This is a genomic window from Actinomycetospora lutea (assembly GCF_028737205.1).
GTDB lineage: Bacteria > Actinomycetota > Actinomycetes > Mycobacteriales > Pseudonocardiaceae > Actinomycetospora > Actinomycetospora lutea.
On the sequence record NZ_JAQZAL010000003.1, the window covers coordinates 299,714 to 323,682 of the forward strand.

Here is a 23,969-nt window from a genome sequence, read left to right on the forward strand (position 1 = left end):
CCTCGGGGCAACGCACGCGGTGGGCTCCCGGGCACGCTCGGTCACCGCGGTCCGCCCCCGACGTCGGAGGTGCTCGTGCCGGTCCTCATGTGGGTCGCTGTCCTGGTGGTCGGCTGGTGCCTCGCCTCGGTCGCGACGGCGCTGGTGCTCGGCACCTGGCTGCGACGCCGCGCGGAGGCCACCGACCCCGAGGAGGCGCTGCGTCCCCTCGACACCGGCCCGCTGCGCCTCTGGCTGGGCGAGCTGCCCGCGATGCCGGAGACCCCCGACGAGCTGAGCCGTCGGGCGGGCTGGGACGAGCTGGCGAGCGACCTCGCCGACGGGCTGCCGGCGCCCCGCGGGCACGCCGACGACCGCGCCACCACCGCGCGCTGACCCCTAGATCTCGACGCCCACCGCGCGGCGCACCCCGCGCAGCGTCCGCGCGGCCTGCTCGCGGGCGATCTCGCCGCCGCGGGCGAGGATCGCGTCCAGCTCGCTGCCGGGCGCGACGAGCTCCTCGTAGCGGGCGCGCAGCGGCCCGAGCTGCGCCTCGAGCACGTCGGCGAGCTGGCTCTTCAGGTCGCCCCACCCCACGCCGCCCGCCTCGAGCCGCTTGCGGGTGTCGGCCACGACGTCGGGCTCGGCGAACTGCGCGAGGATCTGGAACACCGCCGACGAGTCCGGGTCCTTCGGCGCCTCGACCGGCGTGGAGTCGGTCGGGATGCGGCGCACCAGCTTCTTGAGCTTCGGCGCGGGCAGGAACAGCGGGATGTAGTTGTCGTAGGACTTGCTCATCTTGCGGCCGTCCAGACCCGGCAGCGTGTGGCCCGTCGTCTCGGGCGGCACGACGGCCTCGGGGATGCGCAGACGGAAGCCCTCGCCGTAGCGGTGGTTGAAGCTGCCGGCGACGTCCGCGGCGATCTCCACGTGCTGCAGCTGGTCACGACCGACCGGCACGAGGTCCGACTCCATGATCAGGATGTCGGCGGCCATGAGCACCGGGTACTCGTAGAGGCCCATGTTGATCCCGGCGTCCGGGTCCTCGCCGGCGGCGACGTTGCGGTCGCGGGCGGCCTTGTAGGCGTGGGCGCGGTTCATCAGGCCCTTGCCGGTGACGCACGACAGGATCCACGTCAGCTCGAACGTCTCGGGCACGTCGGACTGCTTGTAGAAGACGGTGCGCTCGGGGTCGAGGCCGGCGGCGATCCACGTCGCGGCGACCGAGCGGGTCCACGCCGCGATGTCGCCGGCGGCGGGCGTCCCGGTGAGGGCGTGCTGGTCGGCGATGAAGTACCGCGACTCGAAGTCCGACGTCCGCGCCAGCTCGAGTGCGGGCCGGATCGCGCCCACGTAGTTGCCCAGGTGCGGCTCGCCGCTGGGCTTGATCCCGGTCAGGGCGATCTTGCGCCGTTCCGTCTCCGCCACGCGCCGAGCCTATCCGCCGCGGTCCAGCACCTTCTCCGTGCGAGCCGGGCACACTGCGCGGTGTGTCGAGCTTCCCCCGTCGCCAGGCCGCCACCCGCCGGTTCACCCTCGGCGCGCCGCGGCGCCCGACGGTCTCGCCGGACGGCGCCCGGGTCGTCCTGCTGCGCAGCCGCGCCGGCGACGATCCGCTGACCTGCCTGTGGCTGCTCGACGTCGCCTCCGGCGAGGAGCACCTGCTCGTCGACCCCCGTGACCTCGACGTCCCCGGCGAGGAGGACCTCCCGCCCGAGGAGCGCGCCCGCCGCGAGCGCGTGCGCGAGCAGTCCGGCGGCGTCGTCGAGTACGCCCTCGACGCGGCCGCCCGGCTCGCCGTGTTCGTGCTGTCGGGGCGGGCGTTCACCGTCGACCTCGTCCCCGGCGCGCAGGCGGCGCCCCTTCCCGTCGACGGCCCGGTCGTCGACCCGCGCCCGGACCCGACGGGCGCCCGGGTCGCCTTCGTCCGCGCGGGCACACTGCACGTCCACGAGCTGTCGACCGGGACCACGCACGTGCTGGCCGGACCGGCGGAGGACGACGGGCCGGGGGTGAGCTGGGGGCTCGCCGAGTTCGTCGCCGCCGAGGAGATGAACCGCTACCGGGGGTACTGGTGGTCGCCCGACGGCTCGCAGCTCGCCGTCGCGCGCGTCGACGACGCCCCGGTGACGCGCTGGTGGATCGCCGACCCGGCCCACCCCGACCGCGCCCCCGTCGAGACCGCCTACCCGGCCGCCGGCACCGCGAACGCCGACGTGACGCTCGCGCTGGTGGACCTCGACGGCACGCGGGTGCCCGTCGACCTCGGCGACGGCACCGAGTACCTCGCCGGCGTCACGTGGGACACCCACGACCTGCTGGTCACGGTGTCGACGCGCGACCAGCGCCGGGTGGACCACCGCCGCGTCGACCCCGACACCGGCGAGTCGTCGGTGCTGGTCAGCGAGACCGACGACGTCTGGGTGGACCTCGTGCCCGGCGTGCCCGCCCACCTCGGCGACGGCGCGCTCGTGCGGTGCGCCGACAGCGACGACACGCGCCGGCTGGTGGTCGGGGACGAGGTCGTCACCCCGCTCGGGCTGCAGGTGCGCGCGGTGGCCGACGTCGACGGCGACACCGTGCTGTTCACCGCCTCCGAGCGGCCCGAGGACGTGACGCTCTGGGCCTGGTCGCGGCACGGGGGAGCGACGCGCGTCGGCCCGCAGTACGGCGTCTGGGCCGGCCGACGCGCGGGCGGGGTGACCGTGCTGGCGGGCGGCGACCTCGACAACGACGGGGTGCGCACCTACGCGCTGCGCGCCGACGGCCGCACGGTCGGCGTGGCCTCGCACGCGGAGTCGCCGGGGCTCCAGCCCGCGGTCCGGCGGATCGCGACCGACCGGGGCGGGCCGTCGGTCGCCGTCGTGCTGCCCACCGGGCACGTGCCGGGCTCGCGCAAGCTCCCCGTCCTGCTCGACCCGTACGGCGGCCCGCACGCCCAGCGGGTCCTCGCGACGCGCGCGATGTTCCTGACCTCGCAGTGGTTCGCCGACCAGGGCTTCGCCGTCGTGGTCGCCGACGGCCGCGGTACGCCGGGCCAGGGGCCGGCCTACGAGCGGGCGGTGTGGGGCGACCTCGCCGGCCCGGTGCTCGACGACCAGGTCGCGGCCCTGCACGCGGCCGCGGAGCAGGTCGGCGACCTGGACCTCGACCGCGTCGGCATCCGCGGGTGGTCGTTCGGCGGGTACCTCGCGGCGCTCGCGGTGCTGCGTCGTCCCGACGTGTTCCACGCCGCGGTGGCGGGCGCGCCGGTGACCGACTGGCGCCTCTACGACACCCACTACACCGAGCGCTACCTCGGCCACCCCGACACGCACCCCGACGCGTACGCGCGCTCGTCGATCACCGACGAGACGGGCACGCCGGCGCGTCCGCTGATGCTCGTGCACGGGCTCGCCGACGACAACGTCGTCGCCGCCCACACCCTGCGGCTCTCGTCGTCCCTGCTCGCGGCCGGACACCCGCACACGGTGCTGCCGCTCTCGGGTGTCACGCACATGACCCCGCAGGAGGTCGTCGCCGAGAACCTGCTCCTCCTCCAGGTCGCGTTCCTGCGCGACGCGCTGGGGTAGCGGGGGGCGTACCAGCGATGCGGCATCGCTGGCACTCAACGCCAGGATCGCCACATCCTCGATCGCGCGACACGCCGACGACGTTTGCGATCGGGAACAGTTCGCCCGGGTTCCCCCAAAGCGCACCCACGCCCCCCGGCGTTCGCCTTAGCTGGCGCGGCGAGGGCGACCCGGCCCGGTTCCCGAGACCGGGCCGGGCCCGCCCCGCCCCGGCCGCGGCCGGGCACAGCGGTGGAGGGCGGGGCATGGGGCGGTCGGCGCTGGGCGGTGGCGGGTGAGCGCCACGGAGCGGGTGGTCGACCGGTTCGGCCGCCCGGTACCCGCGACGCCCGTGGTGCGCCTGCGGGTCGACCGCGCGCCCGGGCGCGTGCCGCTGCACGTCGACGGTGCCCCGGTCGAGCTCGGGCGCGGCACAGACCCGCACCGCGAGGGCCTGGCGTTCGCGGCGAGCCGGGCGGCACGGCTCGGACGGCCGGTCCGGGTGGAGCTGGCGAGCCCCTGGAGCTCCTGGCCGCTCGTGGTCCACCCCGACGGCGAGGTCGACGACGCGCGCGCCCCGCGCGCGGTTGCCGGCTGGGAGCAGCTCGGTCGTCGGCGCTCGCCCCGGTCCCCGGGCCGGCGGGCGCCGGTGCTGGCCGGTGTGGTCGCCCGACCCCGCCGCCGGCCGGTCGGCGTCCTCGCATTCGCGGCGGCGCTGGCCGCGACGCTGACGGTCGGCGCCGTCGGCACCGACGTCGTGACGGTGGCGGCGCCCGGCGACCCGGCCCCCGCAGAGTGCCGGGATGTCGCGCTGTTCGCGGTCAACGGCAGCGGGGCCGGCGGGGGCGAGACCCTCGCGGCCCTCACCGACCCGCTCGTCCAGCGGGTCGGGCCGCGCCTCGCGGTCATCGCGGTACCCGGGCCCGAGGTCGGGGCCGGCGAGCAGCAGGCCGTCTCCGCGCTCACCGACCAGGTCGCCGCGCAGCTCGCCGGGTGCCCCGACAGCCGCGTCATGCTGTTCGGCTACTCCCAGGGCGCGCAGGTGGCGGGCGACGTCGCCGCGCGCATCGGAGCCGGTCAGGCGCCCGGGGTCGCGGCCGACCGCATCCTCGCCGTCGGCCTCTTCGGCGACCCGGCCCGCGATCCGGACGCCCGCACGGTGCCCGACGGCGTCACCGGCCAGGGCGTGCTCCCGGCCCGCGAGGGCGGGTTCGGATCGCTCGCGTCGCGCACCATCCAGGTCTGCGCGCCCGAGGACCCCGTGTGCGCCACCGCGCCCGGCACCACCCCGCCCTCGCTGGAACAGGCCGTCGCGTCGCCGGCGCACGCCGGGTACGACGAGCTCGAGGTCGCGCCGGACACCCCGGCCACCCGGTGGGCGTCCGACTCGCTGAGGCGCCTCATCACCTCGCTCCCGGCCTCGGGCGGGGCCACGACGAACCCCGCCGGCGCGCCGGCCTCGTCGGGTGCCCCGGCGACCTCGTCGCGCGCGCCCGCCGGTGGCGACGAGACACCGGGCCCCGCGACGCCGGACGGCTCGACGGACGAGACCACCGCGCCGGATGGGACGACGTCGGGTGGCTCGACCGACGAGACCGCGGCGCCGGGCAGGTCCGCGCCGGATGGCACGACGTCGGGTGGTTCGGCGGACGAGACGACGGCGCCGGGCAGCTCCGCGCCGGGTGGGTCGGCGTCGGGTGGTTCGGCGTCAGGCGGCTCCGCGTATGAGACCACGGCGCCCGGCGGCGCGGGGTACGAGACCACGGCGCCGGGGACGGGCGCGCCGGAGCTCCCGGGCAGCACGCCGACCGGTTCCGGGACCGCGACGGCCGAGGACGCGCCCGCCGGCGATCTCGAGCCTGACGGCGGCGCATACCCGGCCGACCCCGGGACGTCGACCGGCACCGGCGGGGAGGCGCAGGTCCCGGCGACCACGACCGCGCCCGGCTCGGGGTCCGGCGGCTCGACCGCGGTGCCCCCGTCCGGTTCCGGTGGGTCGTACGACGGCGACGCGGACGGCGCGGACGAGCCGCGGTCGACGGCACCGCCGGGCGGGAGCACCGGCACCGGGTCGCAGCCCCGCTCGACCACGCCGCCCGACGGCACCGGCACCGGCACCGGCTCGGCGCCACGCACGACCACGCCACCCGGCGAGGGCTCGGGATCGATCACCGGTGACCGCACCTGTCCGCCCGGCACGGGTGGCGGCTCGGCCGGGTCGAGCGGCTCCGGCTCGCCGCCCCGGTCCACCACGCCCCCCGACGACCTCGCCGGCATCGGCGGCTCGCGCACCTCCGACCCCGACGCCCGCCCGTGCGAGGACGACGCGAACGGCACGACCAGCACCGGCGCCACCGGCACCACCGGCACCACCGGCACCCCGGACACCGGTTCCGCCGGCACCGACACCGGCGCCATCTGGGCGCTCACGTCCGGTCTGGCGGGCTTTCAGGACTCGAACGGCGGCAACGTCGAGGGCGGCGGGCTGGCGCCCGAGGAGGTCGAGAGTCCGAACGTGCCCGGGCGGCGGGCGGTCAAGCTCGAGGTGCCCGGCGGCGCGGAGCGCTCGGAGGTGCGCCCGGAGGAGGCGCAGAACATCCGCGAGGGCCAGCGTCTCTTCTTCGGCTACAGCGCCTTCCTGCCGCCGGACTTCCCCGTCGACACCCGGGACTGGCAGGTCATCTGGCAGCTGCACGACGGCGGCAGCAACACCTCGCCGCCGGTGGCGCTCGAGGTCGTCGACGGGCGCCTCTGGCTCGCCAACGTGGGCGACCGCGTGCGCGACCTCGGCCCCGTGCAGGCGGGCCGGAACCTCGACGTCCAGATGGACATCAGCTTCGCGATCGGCGGCGGGTCCGTCTCGGTCCACCGCGAGGGCCGGCCGGTCCTGCAGGACTTCCGCCCGCCGCGCGGCACGATGATCGACTCGTTCGACTACCTCAAGACGGGCATCTACCGCCACACCGACGGTCCGGCCGAGTCCGCGACGATCTTCCTCAACGACCTCAAGATCGGCGACACGCTCGAGTCCGTGTCCGGCCTCGCGGGCTCCGAGCAGGCCGCCGGCGCCGGGACGGGGACCACCACGCGCGTCCGACAGCGCTGAACCGCCCGATGGGGACGCCGGATGAGCAGTCCGGGGTGTGCCCGACGGCCCTCATGGGCATCAGTCCGTGGTCCGACGGCGCATCGATCTCCGGAGAGTGGGACCGACAGATGAGGGCGAGCGACCTGTTCCTGCGGTGTCTCGAGGCGGAGGGCGTCGAGTACGTCTTCGGCGTGCCGGGCGAGGAGAACGCCGATCTCCTCATGTCGATGCGCGAGTCGTCCGTGCGCTTCGTGCCCACCCACCACGAGGCGGGCGCGGCGTTCATGGCCGACGTCTACGGGCGCCTCACCGGCCAGCCGGGCGTGTGCCTGTCGACGCTGGGGCCGGGCGCGGCCAACCTCGTCACCGGGGTCGCCAACGCGAACATGGACAACTCCCCGGTGGTGGCGATCACCGGGCAGGGCGCGACGACGCGCCTGCACAAGGAGTCGCACCAGGCCATGAACGTGGTCAACATGTTCTCGCCCATCACCAAGTGGACGACCTCGCTGCGCGACGAGACGACGATCCCCGAGGTGCTGCGCAAGGCGTTCAAGCTGGCGGTGGCCGAGAAGCCCGGCGCGACGCACGTCGAGCTGCCCGAGGACATCGCCAAGCACGAGGTGGAGTCCGCGCCGATCGTGCCGCCGGAGAAGGTGCGCCGCCCCGTCCCGGACGAGAAGTCGATCGAGGCCGCGCTCGACCTGATCGCGCGCGCCGAGCGCCCGGTCCTGCTGGTCGGGCAGGGCTGCGTGCGCACGCGCGTCAGCCGCCAGCTGCAGCGCTTCGTCGAGACCACCGGCATCTACGCCGGCATGACCTTCATGGGCAAGGGCGCGCTGTCCGACCGCCACGAGCGCAGCCTCTACGCGGTCGGGCTCGGCTCGCGCGACTACGTCACCGAGGTCTTCGAGGCCGCCGACCTGGTCATCGCCGTCGGCTACGACATGGTCGAGTGGCCGCCCGCGCGCTGGAACATCGGGCGCACCAAGCGGCTGCTGCACATCGACTTCGACCCCGCCGAGGTCGACGACGCCTACCGCCCGACCGTCGAGATCGTCGGCGACGTCGCCGCGACCCTCTGGGCGATCAACGAGGGCCTCACCGACGAGCACCACTACGAGGACGTCCACCTGCACCGCCGGGTGCGCGAGTCGCTCACCGAGGAGATCACGGAGGCCGGCCAGAGCGCCGAGGCCGAGACCGGCGACTTCCCGATGAAGCCGCAGCGCATCCTCGCCGAGCTGCGCGCCGAGATGGACGACGAGGACATCCTCATCAGCGACGTCGGCGCCCACAAGATGTGGATCGCGCGGCACTACCCGACCTACTCGCCGAACACCTGCATCATCTCCAACGGCTTCTGCTCGATGGGGATCGCCGTGCCCGGCGGCGTCTCGGCGGCGCTGGTCGAGCCTGAGCGCCGCGTGGTGGCGCTGTCCGGCGACGGCGGCTTCATGATGAACATGGCCGAGCTGGCCACGGCGACACGCCTCGGCGTCGCGCCGGTCAACGTGGTGTGGGAGGACAACGACTACGGGCTCATCTCCTGGAAGCAGGAGGTGGAGTTCGGGCACCACTTCGGCACCGAGTTCACGACGCCCGACCTGGTCGCGGTGTCGCAGGGCCTCGGTTGCCACGCGCGGCGCATCGAGTCGGCCGACGAGTTCCGGCCTGCCCTCAAGGAGGCGTTCGACCGTCGCGACAAGCCGTCGGTGATCGTCGTGCCGGTCGACTACCGCGAGAACGTGAAGCTGACGAAGCGTCTGGGCCAGCTGATCGCCCGGTAGCCGGGCGTGTGACCCACGGCCCACGACGGGGCCTGCGCGTAACAGGAGCGGCGCGGTCACGGATACTTCTCCGGACCCGCCCCGTTCCGCGCGACACGAAGGTGCACCACCATGACCGTCGACAGCACGTCGGAGTCCGGCGCGATCGACGAGGGCCTCGCCAGCGCGTTCGTGGCCCTCGCCGACTCGCTGTTCGCCGTGCCCGCCGAGCGCGGGGTCGTCGGCGTGGTCGAACGGGTCGTCGAGGCCGCGCACGCGATCGTGCCCGGCGCCGACGTCGTCTCGGTCGTGCTGCGCAACCCCGACGGCCGCCTCGACACGGTGGTCGCGAGCCACCCCGTCGCGCAGAAGGCCGACGCCCTGCAGGACGAGGTGGGCGAGGGCCCGAGCCACACCGCCATGCACCGCACCGGCGTCGGCGCCGCCCTCGACCGGATGGTCGGGCCGGACGTCACCTGGCCGGTGTTCGGCGCCCGCGCCGCCGAGGACCTCGAGCTCGGTGCGGTGCTCGCCACCGGCATGTTCCCCGGCGGCGCCCCGCCGCGCTTCGGCTCCCTGAACTTCTACTCGTGGTCGGCCGACGGGCTCGACGCCGTCGACCGCGACCTCGCCCTGGTCCTCGCCGCGCACGCGGCCACGGCGATCAACGCGGTGCAGGCCCGAACGGCCTCGGAGCTGCGAGAGTCCCAGCTGCTCGACGCGCTGCGCAGCCGCGACGTCATCGGCCAGGCCAAGGGTGTGCTCATGGAACGCCGGGGCCTGACCGCCGACGAGGCGTTCGACGTGCTGCGGCGGACCTCGCAGGACCTCAACGTCAAGCTCCGCGACGTCGCCGAGACCCTCGTGACCCGCCGCGAGGAGCTCTAGAGCCACCCTGCCCGGGGAGGCGCACCGGCAGGGTGTCCAGCCCGCCCGTGAGCCGCTCGGTGTGCAGGGTCAGCGAGTCGGGGTCGACGGCCAGCGCCAGCCCGGGCACGCGTGTGAACAGCGTCGTCAGCCCGACGCGCAGCTCCGTGCGGGCGAGGCTCGCCCCGATGCAGAAGTGCGGCCCGTGCCCGAAGGACAGGTGCGGGTTGGGGCTGCGGTCGGGGTCGAACGCGCCGGCGTGGTCGAAGGCGCCCTCGTCGCGGTTGGCGGCGCTGGTGACGATGACGACCCCGTCGCCGCGCGCGATGGTGACCGCGTCGGCCCCGTCGCCGACGACGACGTCCTCGTGCGCGTAGCGCAGCAGCCCCATCCCGCCGGGCTCGGCGAGGCGCAGGACCTCCTCGACGACCGCGTCGACCGAGCCCTCCGGGTCGGCGACGAGCCGGTCGCGCACCTCGGGGTTGACGAGCAGCAGCACGACGCCCAGCGAGAGCCGGTTGACCGTCGTCTCGTGGCCCGCGAACAGCAGGCCCGCGGTCAGCTCGGCGACGCGGGCGTCGGTGAGGCGCGGGTCGTGCTCCTGGGCCGCGACGAGGTCGGAGATGACGTCCTCGCCGGGCTCGGCGCGCTTGGCCGCGGCCAGACCGGCCGTGTAGCGCTCGAACTCGGCGCGGGCGACCGCCGGGTCGTCGCCGGTCAGGGTGGCCATGCGCTCGGAGAGGTCCTTGAAGTAGACGCGGTCGGAGACGGGCACGCCCAGCAGCTCGCAGATCACGAAGATCGGCAGCGGCACGGAGAACCCGGCGTGGAGGTCGACGACGCCGTCCTCGCCGGGCGCGAGGCCGTCGACCAGGCCCTCGGCGAGCTCGGCGACCCGGTCGTGCAGGCGGCGCATCCGCTTCGCCGAGAAGGCGGGGGTGAGCAGGCGCCGCATGCTCGCGTGGTCGGCGTCCTCGTGCTCGTGCTCGCCGGTCGGGCCGGCCATCACGCCGGCGTCCGAGACGCGCGCGGCCTCCTCCGGCTTCGGGTGCGACCGGCCGAGGCGACGGTCGGCGAAGAGGGCCTTGGCCTCCTCGTAGCGGGTCACCAGCCACACCACGTCGCCGGCGGGCGTCCGCACGCGGGTGATCGGCCCGGCGGCGCGCAGGCGCTCGTAGAGCGGGGAGATCGCCAGCACGCCCTCGCGCGGGAAGGGCAGCTGGGGCAGATCCGGGGCCTGGTCTCCGGTGGGGTCGTGCGCGGTCGAGCTGGTGCTGGTGGTGGTCACGTCGTCTCCTCGCCGGGGTCGGGCACGGTCGGATCGTCGGTGCGGGAGGCGAGCCGGTCGAGCCAGGCCTGCTCCTCGCGGATGCGGCGCAGGACCTCGTCGAGGACGAGGCCGGCCCAGGGGTCGTCGGCGGCCTCGGCGAGGCCCGCGAGGCGCGTGCGCCGCTCGGCGAGCACCCGCCCGCGGGCGGCGAGGACGCCGCGCCGCTCGTCGGGCGAGAGCCGCCCGAAGCCGGCGAGGCGCGCCAGGAACTCGGCCTCGTCGCCCGCGAGCTCCTCGGGCAGGTCGGCGAGCTGGTCGTGGAGCAGCTCGCGGCCGACGTCGGTGAGCGTGTAGACGTGCCGCGGCGGGCGCCCCTCCTGCGGCTCGAGCGTGCGGGTGACCGCGCCGGCCTCCCCGAAGCGCCGCAGCGCCGGGTAGAGCGAGTTGTTGTGAAGCTTGATGCCCGTGGCGGCCTCGACGCGGCGGCGCAGCTCGTAGCCGTGCGACGGGCGCCGGGCCAGCTGGCTCAGCAGAAGGACGTCCACCCACACATAGGTCAGCGTGACCTAGGTCGGCGGGTCCCGCCACCCGAGGTGACCTTCTCGCCGGCGGCGGCTCGGGCATGGGCCTGACGGCCACCGAGATGTCGGAGGGTGCGCGCTCCGACGACGAGACGATGACGAGACGGTCTGCGCCCGCCAGCCGATGCCCGTCGGTCAGCCGGACATGGGCTGAGCCGGCGTCCTCAGACGTCGAGCAGCGTGCGCCAGACGCGCCCGGCCCCCCGGCCCTGCAGCACCGTGTGCACGGTGACGCCGTTGCTGCGCTCGACGCCGGGCTCCGAGCGCGAGGCGTCCAGCAGGCGCGGCGCCGGGAACGCCGACCCCTTCGGACGGGTCAGCGTGACCCGGTGGCGGCGCCCGCCCACGGTGATCCGCATTCCGCTCGAGCCGTGGTACCAGGGGAAGGCCAGCCGCTCGACCGCGCCGAGCGGCGCGTCGAAGACGACGCCGGTGCTCGTCGTCAGCCGCAGCCGCCCCGCGTAGAGGCTCAGCACCCCGGGCTCGTTGGTGAGCCCTCGCAGCAGCCAGGCCGGCGTCGCGTACGACGGCGCCAGGTGGGTGGGGCTGGCGGGGGTCAAGCGGGTGGTCACGGCGACCTCGGGGGCACGGCGGGAGTAGCGACCCGGTTCACTGTAGGTGAAGCGGTGCGACCGCCGCTGGGCTGGATGGGTGGTTGTCAGGGGACCACCGTGACCGGCCACTTCCCCGCGCGCACGAGCCGGCCCGCGAGCGAGCCGACGATGCGGTGCCCGGCGCTGGTCGAGGCGCCGACCACGACGAGGTCGACCCGCCGCTCGTCGGCCAGCCGCACGATCTCGTGGTAAGGATCGCCCGCCACGCGCACGAGCTCGCCGGTCAGCGCGAGGTCCTCGAGGTAGCGCTTGGCCTCGCCCTGCACCTCGGCGGCCAGCTGCTGGGCGGTGTCGCTCAGCACCGCGAGCGCGCCGGGGGCCATGGCCGCCAGCGACGACGTGGTCGCCACCGTGACGACGAGCAGGTGGGCGTGCTGGCGGCGCGCGAGCCCCGCGGCGTACGCGCCGGCGCGCAGCGAGGTGATCGACCCGTCGACCCCGACCAGGATGGTGCCGGGCCCGTCGGTCCCGAGCTCGAAGCCCGTCATGGCCCGATCGTGCGCCTGCGGGCATCAGCCCGCGAACTGCACCGCCGTGCGCTGCCCCACACGGTGCGCGATCTGCTCGTCGATGATCCGGCGGTGCTCGGGGTCGTCGCGGTAGGCGGTGTAGGCGTCGACGTCGTCGAACACGGCGACCACGGCGAAGTCGGCGTTGTTCGCGGCGAGGCCGGCGTCGGTCCCGCACGTCCACGACCGCAGGCCGGGGAGGTCGGCCTCGGCGACCCAGCGGCGCAGGCTCTCGGCGATCCCGTCGACCACGGCGGGGTCGTCGGCCGCGTCGCCGGTCCAGGAGAACGTGACGACGTGCGTGAAGCTCATGGGCCCATCCTGATCGGGTTCGGCAGGTCGACAAACACCGGGTCCTCGCCGCGCCCGGCCGCCCAGCTGCGCAGGTGCGCCTTGGCGGGCAGCGTCGGGCTGGTCGCCAGGTCGTGCGCCCACGGCGCGGCGTCGGGGTCGGTCACCTCCGCGAGCACCGCCGCGACCGTGCCCCACAGCGCCCGCTCGCCGACGGTGTGCCGGCCGAGGACGGCGACGAGCAGGGCGAGGTGGTTGACCACCCCGTGGTAGCGCAGGCGCTGCCACGCCTCCTCGGGGGAGTAGACGAGCGGGGAGTCCGCGGCCACGCCGGCCGGGAGGTGGTCGCGGCGCAGGTGGGCGCCCTCGAGGTCGCGCACCCAGCAGGCCGTCGGCCACCCGCCGGCGTCGGTGACCACGAGCGTGTTCTGCGGGTGCGCCTCGAACCCCAGGCCCGCGGACCCGAACAGCCGCAGCAGGGGCACCAGCGACACCGAGAGCCAGCGGCGCAGCCACGCGTGGACGTCGCCGGCGGCGCGCACCTCGCTGAGCAGCGGCGGCTCCTCGCCCTGCGGGCCGTCCTCGAGCAGCGCGGCGAGCACCCGGGGACGGCCGGGCGGGAAGGGCGCGCGGGTGATGACGGTGAGGTCGGCGGTGAGCCGCTCGCCCCCGACCGCGGGGTCGAGGGTGGCGAACCCGCGGTCGGTGATCACCCCGAAGCCCGGCGGCAGCGCCCCGAGCCCCGCCACCACCGCCGCGGCGTCGGTCGCGCGACGGGCGTGCTCGAGCGGCGTGGTGCGCACGAAGTGGGTGAGGCGGGCGCGCAGCGGGAGCTTCCACGACGCCCCGGTCGCCCCGTCGACGACCGTGCGCACCGAGGACGTCGGCCACACCGGGTCGCCGAGCGGCCCGAGCCACCGCACGGCGCCCTCGGCCTCGAGCAGCGCGAGCGTGGGGTCGCGGGCGAGCACCCCGGCCTGGAACGGGTGCACGGGCAGCGCCGTCCAGCCCGCGGGCAGGCGCGCCGCCACCGCCGGCGGCGGGTCGCCCGGCGTGCCGCCCGTGAGCACCAGGTCGGGCCGCACCGCGAGGTGGTGCAGGACGAACGACGCGCCGAGCTCGGGCATCCAGGCGGCGAGGTCGGCGTCGTCGAGCCCCTCGGCGCTCTTGGGGGTGGGGTGGAGCGGGTGGCCGTAGCGCACCGCCTGCTCGGCGTCACGGGTCGGGTCGCCGCTGCTCCGGACCGGTGCGCCGAGGTAGCGGGCGGTGCGGTCGACGCTGCCGGCGACCAGCGCGGCGAGGCGGTCGGGCGGCTCGCCCCCGCCGACGGTGTCGAGGACCGCGGCGACGACCTCGTCGTGGCTCGCGGGCCGGTCGTCGAGGAGGACCTCGCCGGTCAGCCGGTGGTGCCCGGTCGGCGACCACGACGCGATGCCCAGGGTGAGCGTGCCCGCGGGCAGCGCCAGCGCGAGGGTGTCGCCGTCGCGGACCGCGGGCGGGTCGAGCTCGCGCAGCAGCGAGGCGACGAGCCGCTCACGCGCGGCGCGCTCGGCGCGGACGCGCGGGCTCGGTCCACGGCCGGTGGTCATCGCGACCAGTCTGCCCGTCACACCGCGCCGCTCACGGCCTCACTGCTGTCGCGGCGGAAGCGGCGCTTGTAGCGGCGCCAGTCGAAGTGCTCGAGGAACTCGGCGGCCTGGGCGTAGCCGCTCTCGTAGAGGGCGCGCGCCCGGTCCGGGCTGATCCCGAAGTCCAGCAGGCCGACCGCGCCGGCGTCGACGTGGATGGTGCGCGCGGCGACCCACGGCTGGTTGAGGACGGCCTGGTCGCGGCCGAGGATCATCGTGGTGATCAGCTGCTCGAGCAGGCGCAACGGCGCGGGCTGCGGGATGTCGAACCACCGCGAGTGGAACAGGGCGACGCGGTCGCCGATGCCGGGCTTGGGCGCGGTGGTGATCGTGACCCCGAACGTCGGCCAGCTCGGCTCCCGGCCGTCGGTGCGGTCGAGCGAGTCGATCGGGAAGTTCGACAGCAGGCCGCCGTCGACCAGCGTCGACGTCAGGCCCGTGCGGGGGTTGGTCAGCGTGGTCGGCTTGAACAGGAACGGGATGGCCATCGAGGCGCGCACCGCGTCGGCCACGGACTGGGTGTCGGGGTCGAGCCCGTACACCGAGCGGTAGTCCCAGGGCAGCCGGACGAGCTGGCCGAGCGTGAGGTCCGAGCACGTCACGACCAGCCGGTAGCGCTGGTCGCGCGGCAGCGAGTCGTCCTCGATGCGCAGGTCGCCGAACGTGTGGACGCCGAGCGCGGCGAGCTCGTCGGCCACCCACGAGTGCAGCCATTCGCCCTGGTAGAGCCCCTGCCCGCCGAGGAACGCGAGCGCGGGCCCGGCCAGCGGCAGACGCCCGATGCCGCTGCGGTCGGCGACCTCGCGGAAGTTCAGCCGCGCCGTGATCTCTCCGAGCTGCTCGCCCACCGCGCCCGCGGCGGCCATCGCGCCGACGAGGGCGCCCGCCGACGTGCCCGAGATGCGGTGCGCTGTCCATCCGCGGTCGGTCATCGCCGCGACGGCGCCGGCGAGTCCGATGCCCTTGACCCCGCCGCCCTCGAGGACGAGGTCGGCCGGGCGGGCGCGCCGGCGTCGGCCGGACGGTGTGGTGGCCCCGGTGGCGGTGGTGGCCGCGGCGGTGGTGGCCGTGGTCGTGGTGGCCATGGAGGTCATGTTCCCCCCGACGTGCCGGGGCACCGGGGACGTGGTGGGGTGAATCCGTGAGCGCGCCCACCGACGTGACCGCCCTGGGGAACAGGGAGTTCGTCTCCCTGACGACGTTCCGCCGGACGGGGGAGCCGGTGCCGACCCCGGTCTGGGTGGCCCGCGACGGCGACGCGCTCGTCGTCATCACGTCCGCGGCCAGCGGGAAGGTCAAGCGCAGCCGCCGCGATCCCCGCGTCGTCCTGCGCCCGTGCGACCGGCGCGGCACCGTGGCGCCCGACGCGCCCAGCGTCGAGGGGCGCGCGGAGGTCGTCACGGACGCTGCCGCCCAGGAGGGTCCGCGGCGTGCGCTCGCCGCCAAGTACGGACTCCAGTGGCGCCTCGTGAACCTGATGGGCCTGGTCGGACGGCTCGCCGAGCTCGTCGGCCGCGGCCCCGGCGCCGAGCGGGTCATCCTCCGGCTGCGGAACTGACACGTCTCACCCCTCGTGGCGCAGCCGGTCCAGGTCGTCGTGCGCGCGCTCCAGGTCCGCGCGGGCCTCGTCGCGCTCGGTCCGGGCCTCGTCCCGCTCGGCCCGGGCGGTCTCGAGGTCCCGCTGCGCGTCGGCCAGGTCACCGCGCAGGGTGAGGATCGACGCCGCGCCCGCGATGGTGTGGCCCTCGTCGGACAGCTCGCGCACCCGCGCGGCGAAGTCGACCTGCCGCCGTGAGTACCGGCGCTGGCCGCCGGCCGAGCGGTGCGGGTGCAGCAGGTCGGCGGTGTCGAGGCTGCGCAGGAAGGCCGGCGCCACGCCGATGAGCTCCGCGGCCTGACCGATGGTCAGCGACGGGTAGTCGAGGTCGTCCAGGCGTTCCACGCCCATGAGGCCCTCCTCTCGGGCAGGACGGGAGCACGCGTGAACACCCGCCGGGCCCTGCCCGGCGGGTGCTCACGTCTCGGTGATGGTCGTGTCGGGCCGGAGGGGTGTCAGGACGTCGGCGCCTCCTCGCTGTGCTCGGGACGGGCGCCCTCGATCGTGGTCGCGGCGCCGCCGTGCTCGATCTCGATGCGACGCGGCTTCGCCTTCTCGACGACCGGGATGGTCAACGTCAGCACGCCGTCGGTGTACGACGCGTGCAACTGGTCGGAGTCGAGGTCGCGTCCGAGCACGAGCTGACGGCTGTAGCGGCCGCGGGGGCGCTCGGCGACCAGGTAGTCGCCGTCACCGCTGGGGGCCGTGCGTGCCGCGGTGACCGTCAGGGCGTTCCCCTCCACCGACACGTCGATCGATCCCGGGTCGACCCCGGGGAGGTCGAACGAGGCGACGAAGTGGTCGCCCGCCCGGTACGCGTCCATGGGCATGCCGCTCGCCGCCTGCTGGCGAGCAGCGCCGGTGAGACGCTCGAGGGCGCGGAAGGTGTCGAAGGGGTCGTGGTTCAGCAGCACGATCGGTCATCTCCTCTCATCGACGCACTGCGTTCCTACTGACTGCCGTGCACATAGTTATAGCTCGATCTACAGGTTTGCGCAAGAGGTCGATGAAGGGATTCCCGAGCGTCGGTCCGGCGTGCGAACGTGTGTTCGTGCCCGGCGAGCCGACGATCCTGCACGCGGATCTCGACGCCTTCTACGCCTCGGTCGAGCAGCGCGACGACCCGGCGCTGCGCGGCAGGCCCGTCATCGTCGGCGGTGGCGTGGTGCTCGCCTGCAGCTACGAGGCCAAGGCCCGCGGGGTGCGCACCGCGATGGGCGGGCGCATGGCCCGCGCCCTGTGCCCGGACGCGATCGTGGTGCCGCCGCGCATGGAGGCCTACAGCGGCGCCAGCCGGGCGGTCTTCTCGGTGTTCTCCTCGGTCACGCCGCTGGTCGAACCGATCTCGATCGACGAGGCGTTCCTCGACGTCGGCGGCCTGCGGCGCATCGCCGGCCCGCCCGCGCAGATCGCCGCGCGGTTGCGCCGCGAGGTCGCCGACGACGTCGGGCTGCCGATCACGGTCGGGGTGGCGGGCACGAAGTTCCTGGCCAAGGTCGCGAGCCGCGTCGCCAAGCCCGACGGGCTGCTCGTCGTCGAGCCCGGCGGCGAGCTGGAGTTCCTGCACCCGCTGCCGATCGAGGTGCTGTGGGGCGTCGGCGAGGTGACCTCGCGCAAGCTGCGGGGCCAGGGCATCGCCACGGTGGGCGACCTCGCGGCGATGGGCGCGCCGGGGCTCGAGTCGCTGCTGGGGAAGGCCGCCGGGCGGCACCTCGACGCCCTCGCCCACGGCCGCGACCCCCGCCGCGTGCAGGTGGGGCGCCGCCGGCGGTCGATCGGCGCGCAGCGCGCCATGGGCAACCGGCCGATCCCGCCGGAGCGGGTCGACGCCGTGCTCATGGGGCTGGTCGATCGCGTCACCCGGCGCATGCGGCGGGCGGGGCGCACGGGCCGCACCGTCACCCTGCGGCTGCGCTTCGGCGACTTCAGCCGCGCGACCCGCTCGCACACCCTCGCCCGGTCCACCGCCGAGACCGACGCGATCATGGGCGCGATCCGTGTGCTCGCGCAGGCCGCGGCGCCGCTGATGTACGAGCGCGGCCTGACGATGCTCGGCGTGAACGTCGGCAACCTCGACGACACCGGCGGCAGCCAGCTGGAGCTGCCCTTCGCCGGGGACACCCACCCGATCCAGCTCGACAGCGCCGTCGACGAGGTCCGCGAGCGCTACGGCCTCTCCGCGGTCACCCGCGCGACCCTGCTGGGGCGCGACCAGGGGCTCGAGATGCCGATGCTGCCGGACTGACGGCGGGAACCGCCGGCCCTACTGCTTCTTCTCCCGCCACGCCCGTTCGAAGGGCAGGCGCCAGGCGTTGGGCGCGATCAGCTGGTGGATGGCGTTCGGGCCCCACGAGCCGACGGGGTACGGCTTGACCGGCGGCGGGTCGGCGAGCAGCGGGATCGAGCGCTCCCAGAGCGACTCGATGCCCTCCGAGGTCGTGAACAGCGTGTGGTCGCCGCGCATCGCGTCGAGGATCAGCCGCTCGTAGGCCTCGAGGACGTCCGACGCCTCGCCCGTCTCCTGGGTGGAGAACTGCATCGAGAGCTTCTGCAGGCGCATCCCCGGCCCCGGCCGCTTGCCGTAGAACGACAGCGACACCCGCGACGAGTCGGCGAGGTCGAACGTCAGGTGGTCCGGGCCCTGGGTGCCGACACCCGAGCCCTGCGGGAACATCGTGCGCGGCGCCTCCTTGAACGCGATCGAGATGATCCGCTGGCCCTCGGCCAGGCGCTTGCCGGTGCGCAGGTAGAACGGGACGCCCGCCCAGCGCCAGTTGTCCAGGCCGACCCGCAGCGCGATGAACGTCTCGGTGTCCGAGTCGTTCGCGACGTCCGGGTGGTCGCGGTAGCCGCCGAACTGGCCCCGCACCACGTCGCTCGGGTGGATCGGCAGCATCGAGCGGAAGACCTTGTTCTTCTCCTCGCTGATCGACCGCGGCTCCAGCGCCGTGGGCGGCTCCATCGCCACGAACGCCATGACCTGCATGAGGTGGGTGACGACCATGTCCTTGTAGGCGCCCGTCGCCTCGTAGAACGAGGCGCGCGTGTCCAGCCCCAGCTCCTCGGGGATGTCGATCTGGACGTGGTCGATGAAGTTCCGGTTCCAGATCGGCTCGAAGAGGCCGTTGGCGAAGCGGAACGCGAGGATGTTCTGCGCCGCCTCCTTGCCCAGGAAGTGGTCGATGCGGAAGACCTGCGACTCGTCGAAGACGTGGTGGACGAAGTCGTTCAGCTTGACCGCGCTCTCGAAGTCGTGGCCGAACGGCTTCTCCATGATCACGCGGGCGCCGGAGGTGAGGTCGGCGTCGCGGAGCATCTCCAGGACCGCCTGTGCGGCCTTCGGCGGCACCGAGAGGTAGTGCAGCAGCCGCGCGTCGTCGCCGAGCTGCGACTGCGCCTCCTTGACCGCCGAGGTCAGCCCCTCGGGGCCCGCGCCCTGCGGGACGTAGGACAGGCGGGCCGCGAAGTCGTCCCAGTCGTCCTCCGCGAGCCGGTGCATCCCGTGGTTCTGCACCGCGTCGTGGGCGAGGTCGCGGAAGCCCTCGGTGTCGAGGTCGTCCATCGCGGTGCCGACGATGCGGATCTGCGGGGCGAGCTCGGACTCGGCGAGGTAGGCGAGCCCCGGGAGGAGCTTGCGCTTGGCGAGGTCGCCCGTGCAGCCGAAGAGCACGATGACGTGCGGGGCGATCGGGTCGAGATCGCGACGGAAGGGCCGCGACCCGGGTCCGGGGTAGGCGACGGACTCCACCTCGCGCTCGGTCATGTGACGGGACCGTAGTCCCCGCGGATGTCGAACGTGGGTCGGCGATCAGTCGGTCTCGAGGATCCTGCGCAGGGTCTCCAGGTCCCGGGCGACGGCCTCGGCGTCGGCGGCGAAGTCGTCCTCGCTCATGCCCTCGCGGCGCCGCACGTGGAACACGACCTCGGCGCCGTCGTCGAGCGGAACGACGCGAAGCGGGTTCGGGACCTCGGTGCCGTCGGGCAGGCGCACGACGTAGTCGAGCACGCCGAGGTCGTTCTCCGGCGCGACGGTGACCTCGACCCGCCCCATCGGCGAGTCCGCGATCCACGTGCCGGGGCGGTCGGGGGCGGGCTCGACCTGCGCGCGCGCCAGCCCGGCGGCCCAGTCGGCGAGGTGGCGCGGGTCGGAGGCGTAGGCGTAGACGTCCGTCCACGGGCGGGCGATCACCGTGCTCACCAGGCGGGTCTGCGTCGTCATGGCCGGGATCCTGGCCCGCGGCGTCGACGCGGTCATGGACCCGTCGGACACGGCGCCGGAGGCGGTCTGGGCTCAGGCCAGGGATCGGGGCGTGTCGTAGGTGCCGACGAACGCGCCGTCGCGCATCTCCATGCCGGTGAACCCGGCGGTCGGCCCCGTGTAGTGATAGAAGCGGAGCACGGTGCCGTCGGGATCGGGGACGTCGAGGTAGGACCCGTCGGGGGTGCCACGGATGCCCGAGTGCTCGACGCCGAGCTCGTCGCACCGGGCGGCGAGCGCCTCGAGCGCGGCGGAGGAGGTCGGGTGGAGGGCGACGACGTCGAAGCCGCGCAGGTCCGGGCCGCTGACGGTCGCGCGGCGGTCCCGCAGGGCGATGGTATAGCCGGCCTCGTCGTCGATGAGGCCCGCGCCGCAGAGCTCGCCGTCCTCGACGAACTCCATCCACAGGCGCAGGCCGAGCACCGCGCGGTACCAGGCCACGCTGCGGGAGAGATCGGTGACCGGCAGCTTGACCTGCAGGATCCCGTCCACCTGAGCGGACATCGGCCGTCCCCCTCCCGCGTCACCCGGTGCGGTGCCACCAGCCTGGCCAGGGGGTGACGGGGGGTCAATGAGGCGCTGGACGGGGGTCGTCGCCGGGGCCGCGGCGGCGGCCGCCCTGCTCGTCCCCGAGCTCCGGGGGCGCGAGCGCCTCCGGCCGTGGCCGATCCTGCTCGCCGCCCGGCCCGCGCTCGCCGGCGGCGTCGGTGCCGTCGCCGCGCTCGCGGCCCTGTCCCCGCGCCTGCGCCCGGTCGCGCTCGGCGCTGCGGGCGCCGCGGGGGTCGTGGTCGCCGGTCCCCGACGTCGCGCGCGGACGACGCCCGGCCCGACGACCCTCACGGTGCTCGTCGCGAACGTCTGGCAGGGCCGCGCCGACCCGGCCGCGCTCGCGGCGATCCTGTGCGCCGAGCGCCCCGACCTCGTCGTCCTGCCCGAGGCGGGGGAGCGGTTCGTGGCGCGGCTGGCCGAGCACACCGGCGACCTCGACCACCGCGCCTGGTCCGCACCCCCGCCGCACGCATACCCACCCCGAGCACACCGCCGCGTGCCCGACCACCCCGACGGCCCGTGGACGACGGTGCTCGCGGCACGGCGCCTCGGCGACGTCCGCGTCACGCCCGTCGAGGCCGGCGGGCGCTACGGCTGGCTCGAGGTCGCCGGCGGTGCGCTCGACGACGTGCGGGTGCTCGCCGCGCACCCCGTCGCCCCGACGCCCGGGCTCGTCGGGCGCTGGGCCGACGAGCTCGACCTCCTCGCCGCGTGGCGCGCCGCGGCGGGCGGTCCGACGGTGATCGCGGGCGACCTGAACAGCACCACCGAGCACCGCGCGCTCGCCGCGCTCGGCGACGCGCGCGCCCCCGGCGGGCCGCCGACCTGGCCCGCCCGCTGGCCGCGCTGGCTCGGGTTCCGGATCGACCACGTGCTGGCCGGCGGCGGGATCGCGGTGCGCTCCACGCGCGTGCTGGATCTGCCCGGCAGCGACCACCGCGCGGTGATCGCCCACCTCGGCTGACCAGGCGACGGGCTCACGCCACGGGGGAGGCCCCGCTCCCCATCCCCGTGATCCACTCCGCGCCGGTTCGTCGCTCGACCACCGCAGCGGCGCGCCCGCCGCGGCGAGGCCGACGAGCCACGTGCGGACCTCGTGGCAGATCGCGTTCATGGACGCCGCCACCGACGGGCACCACGCCCGGGGCACGAAGATCATTCCGTTCTCGCTGCACAACGTCGACGAGGTGCTCGGCGACCTCGACGTCTCCCGCGGCGCCCGGTTCAAGCAGTAGGTGAACCCCGTCGACCCGTCGGCCTACGCGGGCGTGACGCGCCGGCTGCGGGAGCAGCTAGGCGTGGCGGAGCCTGCCGTGGAGCCGCTGGCCCTGGCCTGAGGTCCATGATCGCGATCTGGGTGACGATCGCTGTCGGACCTGACAGCGATCGTCACTGAGACGACGATCTCGCCGCGATGCGGATGGATCCGTGGGGTGCCCGGCTGCGTCGAACCCGGCATGAGCACCTCGTCCGCCGACGCCGCCATCCGACGTCACGTCCGCGCCCAGCACGGCGTGGTGAGCCTGGGGCAGGCCCGCGCTGCTGGCCTGAGCGACGAAACCCTCCGTCGCCGCGTCGCGTCCCGCGCGTGGCTGCCGGCGGGCCCTCGCGTGTTCCTGGTCGCCGAGCACGAGGAGACGCCCGCGTCGCGCACGGTCGCGGCGGTGTTGTCGGTCGGCGAGGGCGCGGTGCTGGTCGGCCTGTCCGCAGCGTGGTGGTGGGACCTGTACGAGCGCCCACCCGCCCTCGTCGACATCGCGGTGGCGCGTCAGGTGCGTCCTCGTGACGGCGTCCGGCTGCAACGCCGTGACATCTCGCCCGCCGACCGGACGCGCTGTCGCCGGCTCACGGTGACATGCCGGCCGGCGACGGTCCTGGACGCCGCTGCGGGCCTCGGACTGCAGCACGGGGCACGGGTGATGGACAACGCCCTGCTCCGCCGTCGCGTGACCCTGCCCGCCCTGCGCGAGGCGCACCACCGCGGGCTGGGACGACGGGGAGCTCCGCTGGCGGGGAAGCTCCTGGTGATGGCCGGCGGCGGGGCCAGGTCGGAGGCCGAGCGGCGCGCGCACCGGCTGATGCGTGACGGCGGAATCGTGGGCTGGACGGCCAACACCGAGATCGTCCTGCCTGGCTTCGGTCGCGCGCTGGGCGACGTCGTCTTCGCCGAGGAGAAGGTCGTCCTCGAGATCGACGGATGGGCGTACCACCGGGGTCAGCGGGCCTTCCTGCTCGACGGCCCCCGTCAGTCCGCGCTGGCGGCGGCCGGCTGGCTCGTGCTGCGCACCCATTGGCACGAGCTGACCGGCGACCCGGACACGTTCCTGTCGACCCTCCGGCGCACCCTGGCCGCAAGGTCGCGGTCTCGGTGACGATCCACGTCAGATCCGACGGCGATCGTCACCGGAACGGCGATCATGGTCCAGTGCCCGCCCGGTGACGGCGAGCCCGCCCAGGTAGGCCGCCGCGCATGCGGCCAGCACCACCAGCGCCGGGGCGCCGAGGGCGTCGAGCGGCAGCATGCGCAGGGCGTGCGCGAGCAGGACCGCGAGCGCGACGCCGACCGCGGCGACCATCGTCGCCACCGGGGCGAGGCGGTCGCGCCGCGCGGTGCCGGCGAGCAGGACGGCGGGCACCGCGAGCAGGAGCAGGCCGTGCACGCCGATGGCGTGGGGGAGCACGAGGTCGCCGCCGGCGGTGGCGGGGCGGAACCCGGCGAGGTCGGGGCCGACCGTGGCGGCGTCCGGGCCGAAGTACGCGCCGGTGCGCCCGAACCCGCTGCCGATCCCGCCGCGGTAGACACCGCTGTTCGTGGAGATCATGACCATGCCGACCGCGCAGCCGACGAGCAGCACGCCGACCCGCCGGCCACGCCGAGGCGCAGCGCGGGCGGCGTGGAGCCCGAGCGCAGCGTCGCCACGAGCAGCACGACCATGCCGACGACGAACACCGCCGCCGTCCCGGCCGCGCCGCCGCGCATGAGGACGGTGTCGAGCGGGGTGGTGACGTTGTCGTGGCTGGGCACCCCGCGCCACGCCTGGACCCCGATGATCGCGGTCTCGCCCAGCGCGAGCGCCAGCACCGTCGCCCCGACGACGTGGCGCTGCCAGGCGCGCGTGCGCAGCGCGGGCAGCACGATCGCGACCGACCAGCACAGCAGCCAGCCGGTCTCGGCGAACGTCGCGGGCTTGCGCAGCGACACCGGCCCGCCGACCGGGCCGCCGAGCAGCACCGGCGCCACGACGTGTACGACCATCGCGACCAGCAGCACCGCGCCGGCCGCCCACAGCACGCGTGGCCAGGTCAGCTCTCGGGGCCGGGTCGGGGAGGCCATGGCAGGTCCTTCTGGCCGGTAAACGATGACAAGATGTAACGATCGGCGTGGTGGCATCGTTTGTCAAGGGCTATCGTTCTCCCC

General features: G+C 75.1%; 25 protein-coding genes. 10 read left to right on the plus strand and 15 right to left on the minus strand.

Features of this window, described 5'->3' with window-relative positions; all coding sequences use genetic code 11:
- The first annotated feature begins 75 nt into the window (after positions 1–75).
- Positions 76–375 (plus strand): hypothetical protein, encoded by a 300-nt coding sequence (locus tag PHK61_RS05695; protein ID WP_274279985.1) that lies wholly within the window; start codon positions 76–78, stop codon positions 373–375.
- Between the two features lie 3 nt (positions 376–378).
- Here the strand turns inward: PHK61_RS05695 and PHK61_RS05700 are convergent, their stop codons facing one another.
- Complete coding sequence (locus PHK61_RS05700) at positions 379–1,407, minus strand: tryptophan--tRNA ligase (protein WP_274279986.1); 1,029 nt, start codon at positions 1,405–1,407, stop codon at positions 379–381.
- 62 nt (positions 1,408–1,469) lie between these two features.
- Here PHK61_RS05700 and PHK61_RS05705 point away from each other — a divergent pair, with 62 nt between their 5' ends.
- The 4 genes from PHK61_RS05705 to PHK61_RS05720 all read left to right on the plus strand — a co-directional run bounded on the left by PHK61_RS05705 (position 1,470) and on the right by PHK61_RS05720 (position 9,275).
- Positions 1,470–3,551, plus strand: coding sequence for a S9 family peptidase (locus tag PHK61_RS05705; RefSeq protein WP_274279987.1), 2,082 nt, complete (start codon positions 1,470–1,472; stop codon positions 3,549–3,551).
- A gap of 274 nt (positions 3,552–3,825) precedes the next feature.
- Positions 3,826–6,636 (plus strand): cutinase family protein, encoded by a 2,811-nt coding sequence (locus tag PHK61_RS05710; protein ID WP_274279988.1) that lies wholly within the window; start codon positions 3,826–3,828, stop codon positions 6,634–6,636.
- Between the two features lie 110 nt (positions 6,637–6,746).
- Positions 6,747–8,408 (plus strand): acetolactate synthase large subunit, encoded by a 1,662-nt coding sequence (locus PHK61_RS05715; protein WP_274279989.1) that lies wholly within the window; start codon positions 6,747–6,749, stop codon positions 8,406–8,408.
- A gap of 111 nt (positions 8,409–8,519) precedes the next feature.
- The gene (locus PHK61_RS05720) at positions 8,520–9,275 is read left to right on the plus strand and encodes an ANTAR domain-containing protein (protein WP_274279990.1); all 756 of its coding nucleotides are present in this window, start codon (positions 8,520–8,522) and stop codon (positions 9,273–9,275) included.
- Here the strand turns inward: PHK61_RS05720 and PHK61_RS05725 are convergent.
- From PHK61_RS05725 to PHK61_RS05755, 7 genes are all read right to left on the minus strand, one after another.
- Positions 9,223–10,542: a cytochrome P450 gene (locus PHK61_RS05725; protein ID WP_274279991.1), complete on the minus strand. Its 1,320-nt coding sequence runs from the start codon at positions 10,540–10,542 to the stop codon at positions 9,223–9,225. The two genes, PHK61_RS05720 and PHK61_RS05725, sit on opposite strands and share 53 nt — an antisense overlap.
- Positions 10,539–11,069: a PadR family transcriptional regulator gene (locus PHK61_RS05730; RefSeq protein WP_274279992.1), complete on the minus strand. Its 531-nt coding sequence runs from the start codon at positions 11,067–11,069 to the stop codon at positions 10,539–10,541. Before PHK61_RS05730 ends, PHK61_RS05725 begins: the two co-directional genes overlap by 4 nt.
- A gap of 200 nt (positions 11,070–11,269) precedes the next feature.
- Positions 11,270–11,677 carry a hypothetical protein gene (locus tag PHK61_RS05735; protein ID WP_274279993.1) on the minus strand — a complete coding sequence of 136 codons (408 nt, stop codon included), beginning with the start codon at positions 11,675–11,677 and terminating at the stop codon, positions 11,270–11,272.
- A gap of 86 nt (positions 11,678–11,763) precedes the next feature.
- Positions 11,764–12,207: a universal stress protein gene (locus PHK61_RS05740; protein WP_274279994.1), complete on the minus strand. Its 444-nt coding sequence runs from the start codon at positions 12,205–12,207 to the stop codon at positions 11,764–11,766.
- A gap of 24 nt (positions 12,208–12,231) precedes the next feature.
- On the minus strand, positions 12,232–12,540 hold the full coding sequence (locus tag PHK61_RS05745; RefSeq protein WP_274279995.1) for a Dabb family protein: 309 nt from the start codon (positions 12,538–12,540) through the stop codon (positions 12,232–12,234).
- Positions 12,537–14,108 carry an IucA/IucC family protein gene (locus PHK61_RS05750; RefSeq protein WP_274279996.1) on the minus strand — a complete coding sequence of 524 codons (1,572 nt, stop codon included), beginning with the start codon at positions 14,106–14,108 and terminating at the stop codon, positions 12,537–12,539. The genes PHK61_RS05745 and PHK61_RS05750 overlap by 4 nt, the downstream gene beginning before the upstream one ends.
- Positions 14,109–14,125: 17 nt before the next feature.
- A complete protein-coding gene (locus tag PHK61_RS05755) occupies positions 14,126–15,232 on the minus strand; it encodes a patatin-like phospholipase family protein (protein WP_274279997.1) in 1,107 nt (368 codons plus the stop codon).
- A gap of 56 nt (positions 15,233–15,288) precedes the next feature.
- Here PHK61_RS05755 and PHK61_RS05760 point away from each other — a divergent pair, with 56 nt between their 5' ends.
- Positions 15,289–15,705: a PPOX class F420-dependent oxidoreductase gene (locus PHK61_RS05760; RefSeq protein ID WP_274279998.1), complete on the plus strand. Its 417-nt coding sequence runs from the start codon at positions 15,289–15,291 to the stop codon at positions 15,703–15,705.
- 6 nt (positions 15,706–15,711) lie between these two features.
- Here the strand turns inward: PHK61_RS05760 and PHK61_RS05765 are convergent, their stop codons facing one another.
- Positions 15,712–16,095 carry a MerR family transcriptional regulator gene (locus PHK61_RS05765; protein ID WP_274279999.1) on the minus strand — a complete coding sequence of 128 codons (384 nt, stop codon included), beginning with the start codon at positions 16,093–16,095 and terminating at the stop codon, positions 15,712–15,714.
- A gap of 104 nt (positions 16,096–16,199) precedes the next feature.
- Positions 16,200–16,658 (minus strand): Hsp20/alpha crystallin family protein, encoded by a 459-nt coding sequence (locus PHK61_RS05770; RefSeq protein WP_274280000.1) that lies wholly within the window; start codon positions 16,656–16,658, stop codon positions 16,200–16,202.
- Between the two features lie 131 nt (positions 16,659–16,789).
- Between PHK61_RS05770 and dinB the strand changes: the two genes are divergently transcribed.
- Complete coding sequence (gene dinB, locus PHK61_RS05775) at positions 16,790–17,989, plus strand: DNA polymerase IV (RefSeq protein ID WP_274280038.1); 1,200 nt, start codon at positions 16,790–16,792, stop codon at positions 17,987–17,989.
- Between the two features lie 18 nt (positions 17,990–18,007).
- On the opposite strand, the gene zwf is transcribed toward dinB, so the two are convergent.
- The 3 genes from zwf to PHK61_RS05790 all read right to left on the minus strand — a co-directional run bounded on the left by zwf (position 18,008) and on the right by PHK61_RS05790 (position 20,506).
- The gene (gene zwf / locus PHK61_RS05780; RefSeq protein WP_274280001.1) at positions 18,008–19,507 is read right to left on the minus strand and encodes a glucose-6-phosphate dehydrogenase; all 1,500 of its coding nucleotides are present in this window, start codon (positions 19,505–19,507) and stop codon (positions 18,008–18,010) included.
- A gap of 45 nt (positions 19,508–19,552) precedes the next feature.
- Positions 19,553–19,963 (minus strand): SRPBCC family protein, encoded by a 411-nt coding sequence (locus PHK61_RS05785; RefSeq protein ID WP_274280002.1) that lies wholly within the window; start codon positions 19,961–19,963, stop codon positions 19,553–19,555.
- Positions 19,964–20,035: 72 nt separating this feature from the next.
- Complete coding sequence (locus PHK61_RS05790; protein WP_274280003.1) at positions 20,036–20,506, minus strand: VOC family protein; 471 nt, start codon at positions 20,504–20,506, stop codon at positions 20,036–20,038.
- A gap of 67 nt (positions 20,507–20,573) precedes the next feature.
- Here PHK61_RS05790 and PHK61_RS05795 point away from each other — a divergent pair, with 67 nt between their 5' ends.
- The 3 genes from PHK61_RS05795 (at position 20,574) to PHK61_RS05805 (ending at position 22,923) form a co-directional block, all read left to right on the plus strand.
- Positions 20,574–21,515, plus strand: coding sequence for an endonuclease/exonuclease/phosphatase family protein (locus PHK61_RS05795; RefSeq protein ID WP_274280004.1), 942 nt, complete (start codon positions 20,574–20,576; stop codon positions 21,513–21,515).
- A gap of 121 nt (positions 21,516–21,636) precedes the next feature.
- Complete coding sequence (locus tag PHK61_RS05800; RefSeq protein WP_274280005.1) at positions 21,637–21,786, plus strand: hypothetical protein; 150 nt, start codon at positions 21,637–21,639, stop codon at positions 21,784–21,786.
- Positions 21,787–22,008: 222 nt separating this feature from the next.
- On the plus strand, positions 22,009–22,923 hold the full coding sequence (locus tag PHK61_RS05805; protein ID WP_274280006.1) for an endonuclease domain-containing protein: 915 nt from the start codon (positions 22,009–22,011) through the stop codon (positions 22,921–22,923).
- A 9-nt stretch (positions 22,924–22,932) separates the two neighbouring features.
- Here PHK61_RS05805 and PHK61_RS05810 read toward each other — a convergent pair whose 3' ends face one another.
- Positions 22,933–23,373 carry a hypothetical protein gene (locus PHK61_RS05810; RefSeq protein ID WP_274280007.1) on the minus strand — a complete coding sequence of 147 codons (441 nt, stop codon included), beginning with the start codon at positions 23,371–23,373 and terminating at the stop codon, positions 22,933–22,935.
- Positions 23,370–23,885: a hypothetical protein gene (locus tag PHK61_RS05815; RefSeq protein WP_274280008.1), complete on the minus strand. Its 516-nt coding sequence runs from the start codon at positions 23,883–23,885 to the stop codon at positions 23,370–23,372. The genes PHK61_RS05810 and PHK61_RS05815 overlap by 4 nt, the downstream gene beginning before the upstream one ends.
- Positions 23,886–23,969: the final 84 nt, after the last annotated feature.

Excerpts from the sequence above, each read along its gene's own strand:
- PHK61_RS05715 (WP_274279989.1), top strand. The coding sequence starts at position 6,747 with ATGAGGGCGAGCGACCTGTTCCTGCGGTGTCTCGAGGCGGAGGGCGTC.
- PHK61_RS05720 (WP_274279990.1), top strand. The coding sequence starts at position 8,520 with ATGACCGTCGACAGCACGTCGGAGTCCGGCGCGATCGACGAGGGCCTC.
- PHK61_RS05740 (WP_274279994.1), bottom strand. The coding sequence starts at position 12,207 with ATGACGGGCTTCGAGCTCGGGACCGACGGGCCCGGCACCATCCTGGTC.
- PHK61_RS05745 (WP_274279995.1), bottom strand. The coding sequence starts at position 12,540 with ATGAGCTTCACGCACGTCGTCACGTTCTCCTGGACCGGCGACGCGGCC.
- PHK61_RS05750 (WP_274279996.1), bottom strand. The coding sequence starts at position 14,108 with ATGACCACCGGCCGTGGACCGAGCCCGCGCGTCCGCGCCGAGCGCGCC.
- PHK61_RS05755 (WP_274279997.1), bottom strand. The coding sequence starts at position 15,232 with ATGGCCACCACGACCACGGCCACCACCGCCGCGGCCACCACCGCCACC.
- PHK61_RS05765 (WP_274279999.1), bottom strand. The coding sequence starts at position 16,095 with ATGGGCGTGGAACGCCTGGACGACCTCGACTACCCGTCGCTGACCATC.
- zwf (WP_274280001.1), bottom strand. The coding sequence starts at position 19,507 with ATGACCGAGCGCGAGGTGGAGTCCGTCGCCTACCCCGGACCCGGGTCG.
- PHK61_RS05785 (WP_274280002.1), bottom strand. The coding sequence starts at position 19,963 with ATGACGACGCAGACCCGCCTGGTGAGCACGGTGATCGCCCGCCCGTGG.
- PHK61_RS05790 (WP_274280003.1), bottom strand. The coding sequence starts at position 20,506 with ATGTCCGCTCAGGTGGACGGGATCCTGCAGGTCAAGCTGCCGGTCACC.
- PHK61_RS05795 (WP_274280004.1), top strand. The coding sequence starts at position 20,574 with ATGAGGCGCTGGACGGGGGTCGTCGCCGGGGCCGCGGCGGCGGCCGCC.
- PHK61_RS05805 (WP_274280006.1), top strand. The coding sequence starts at position 22,009 with ATGAGCACCTCGTCCGCCGACGCCGCCATCCGACGTCACGTCCGCGCC.
- PHK61_RS05810 (WP_274280007.1), bottom strand. The coding sequence starts at position 23,373 with ATGATCTCCACGAACAGCGGTGTCTACCGCGGCGGGATCGGCAGCGGG.
- PHK61_RS05815 (WP_274280008.1), bottom strand. The coding sequence starts at position 23,885 with ATGGCCTCCCCGACCCGGCCCCGAGAGCTGACCTGGCCACGCGTGCTG.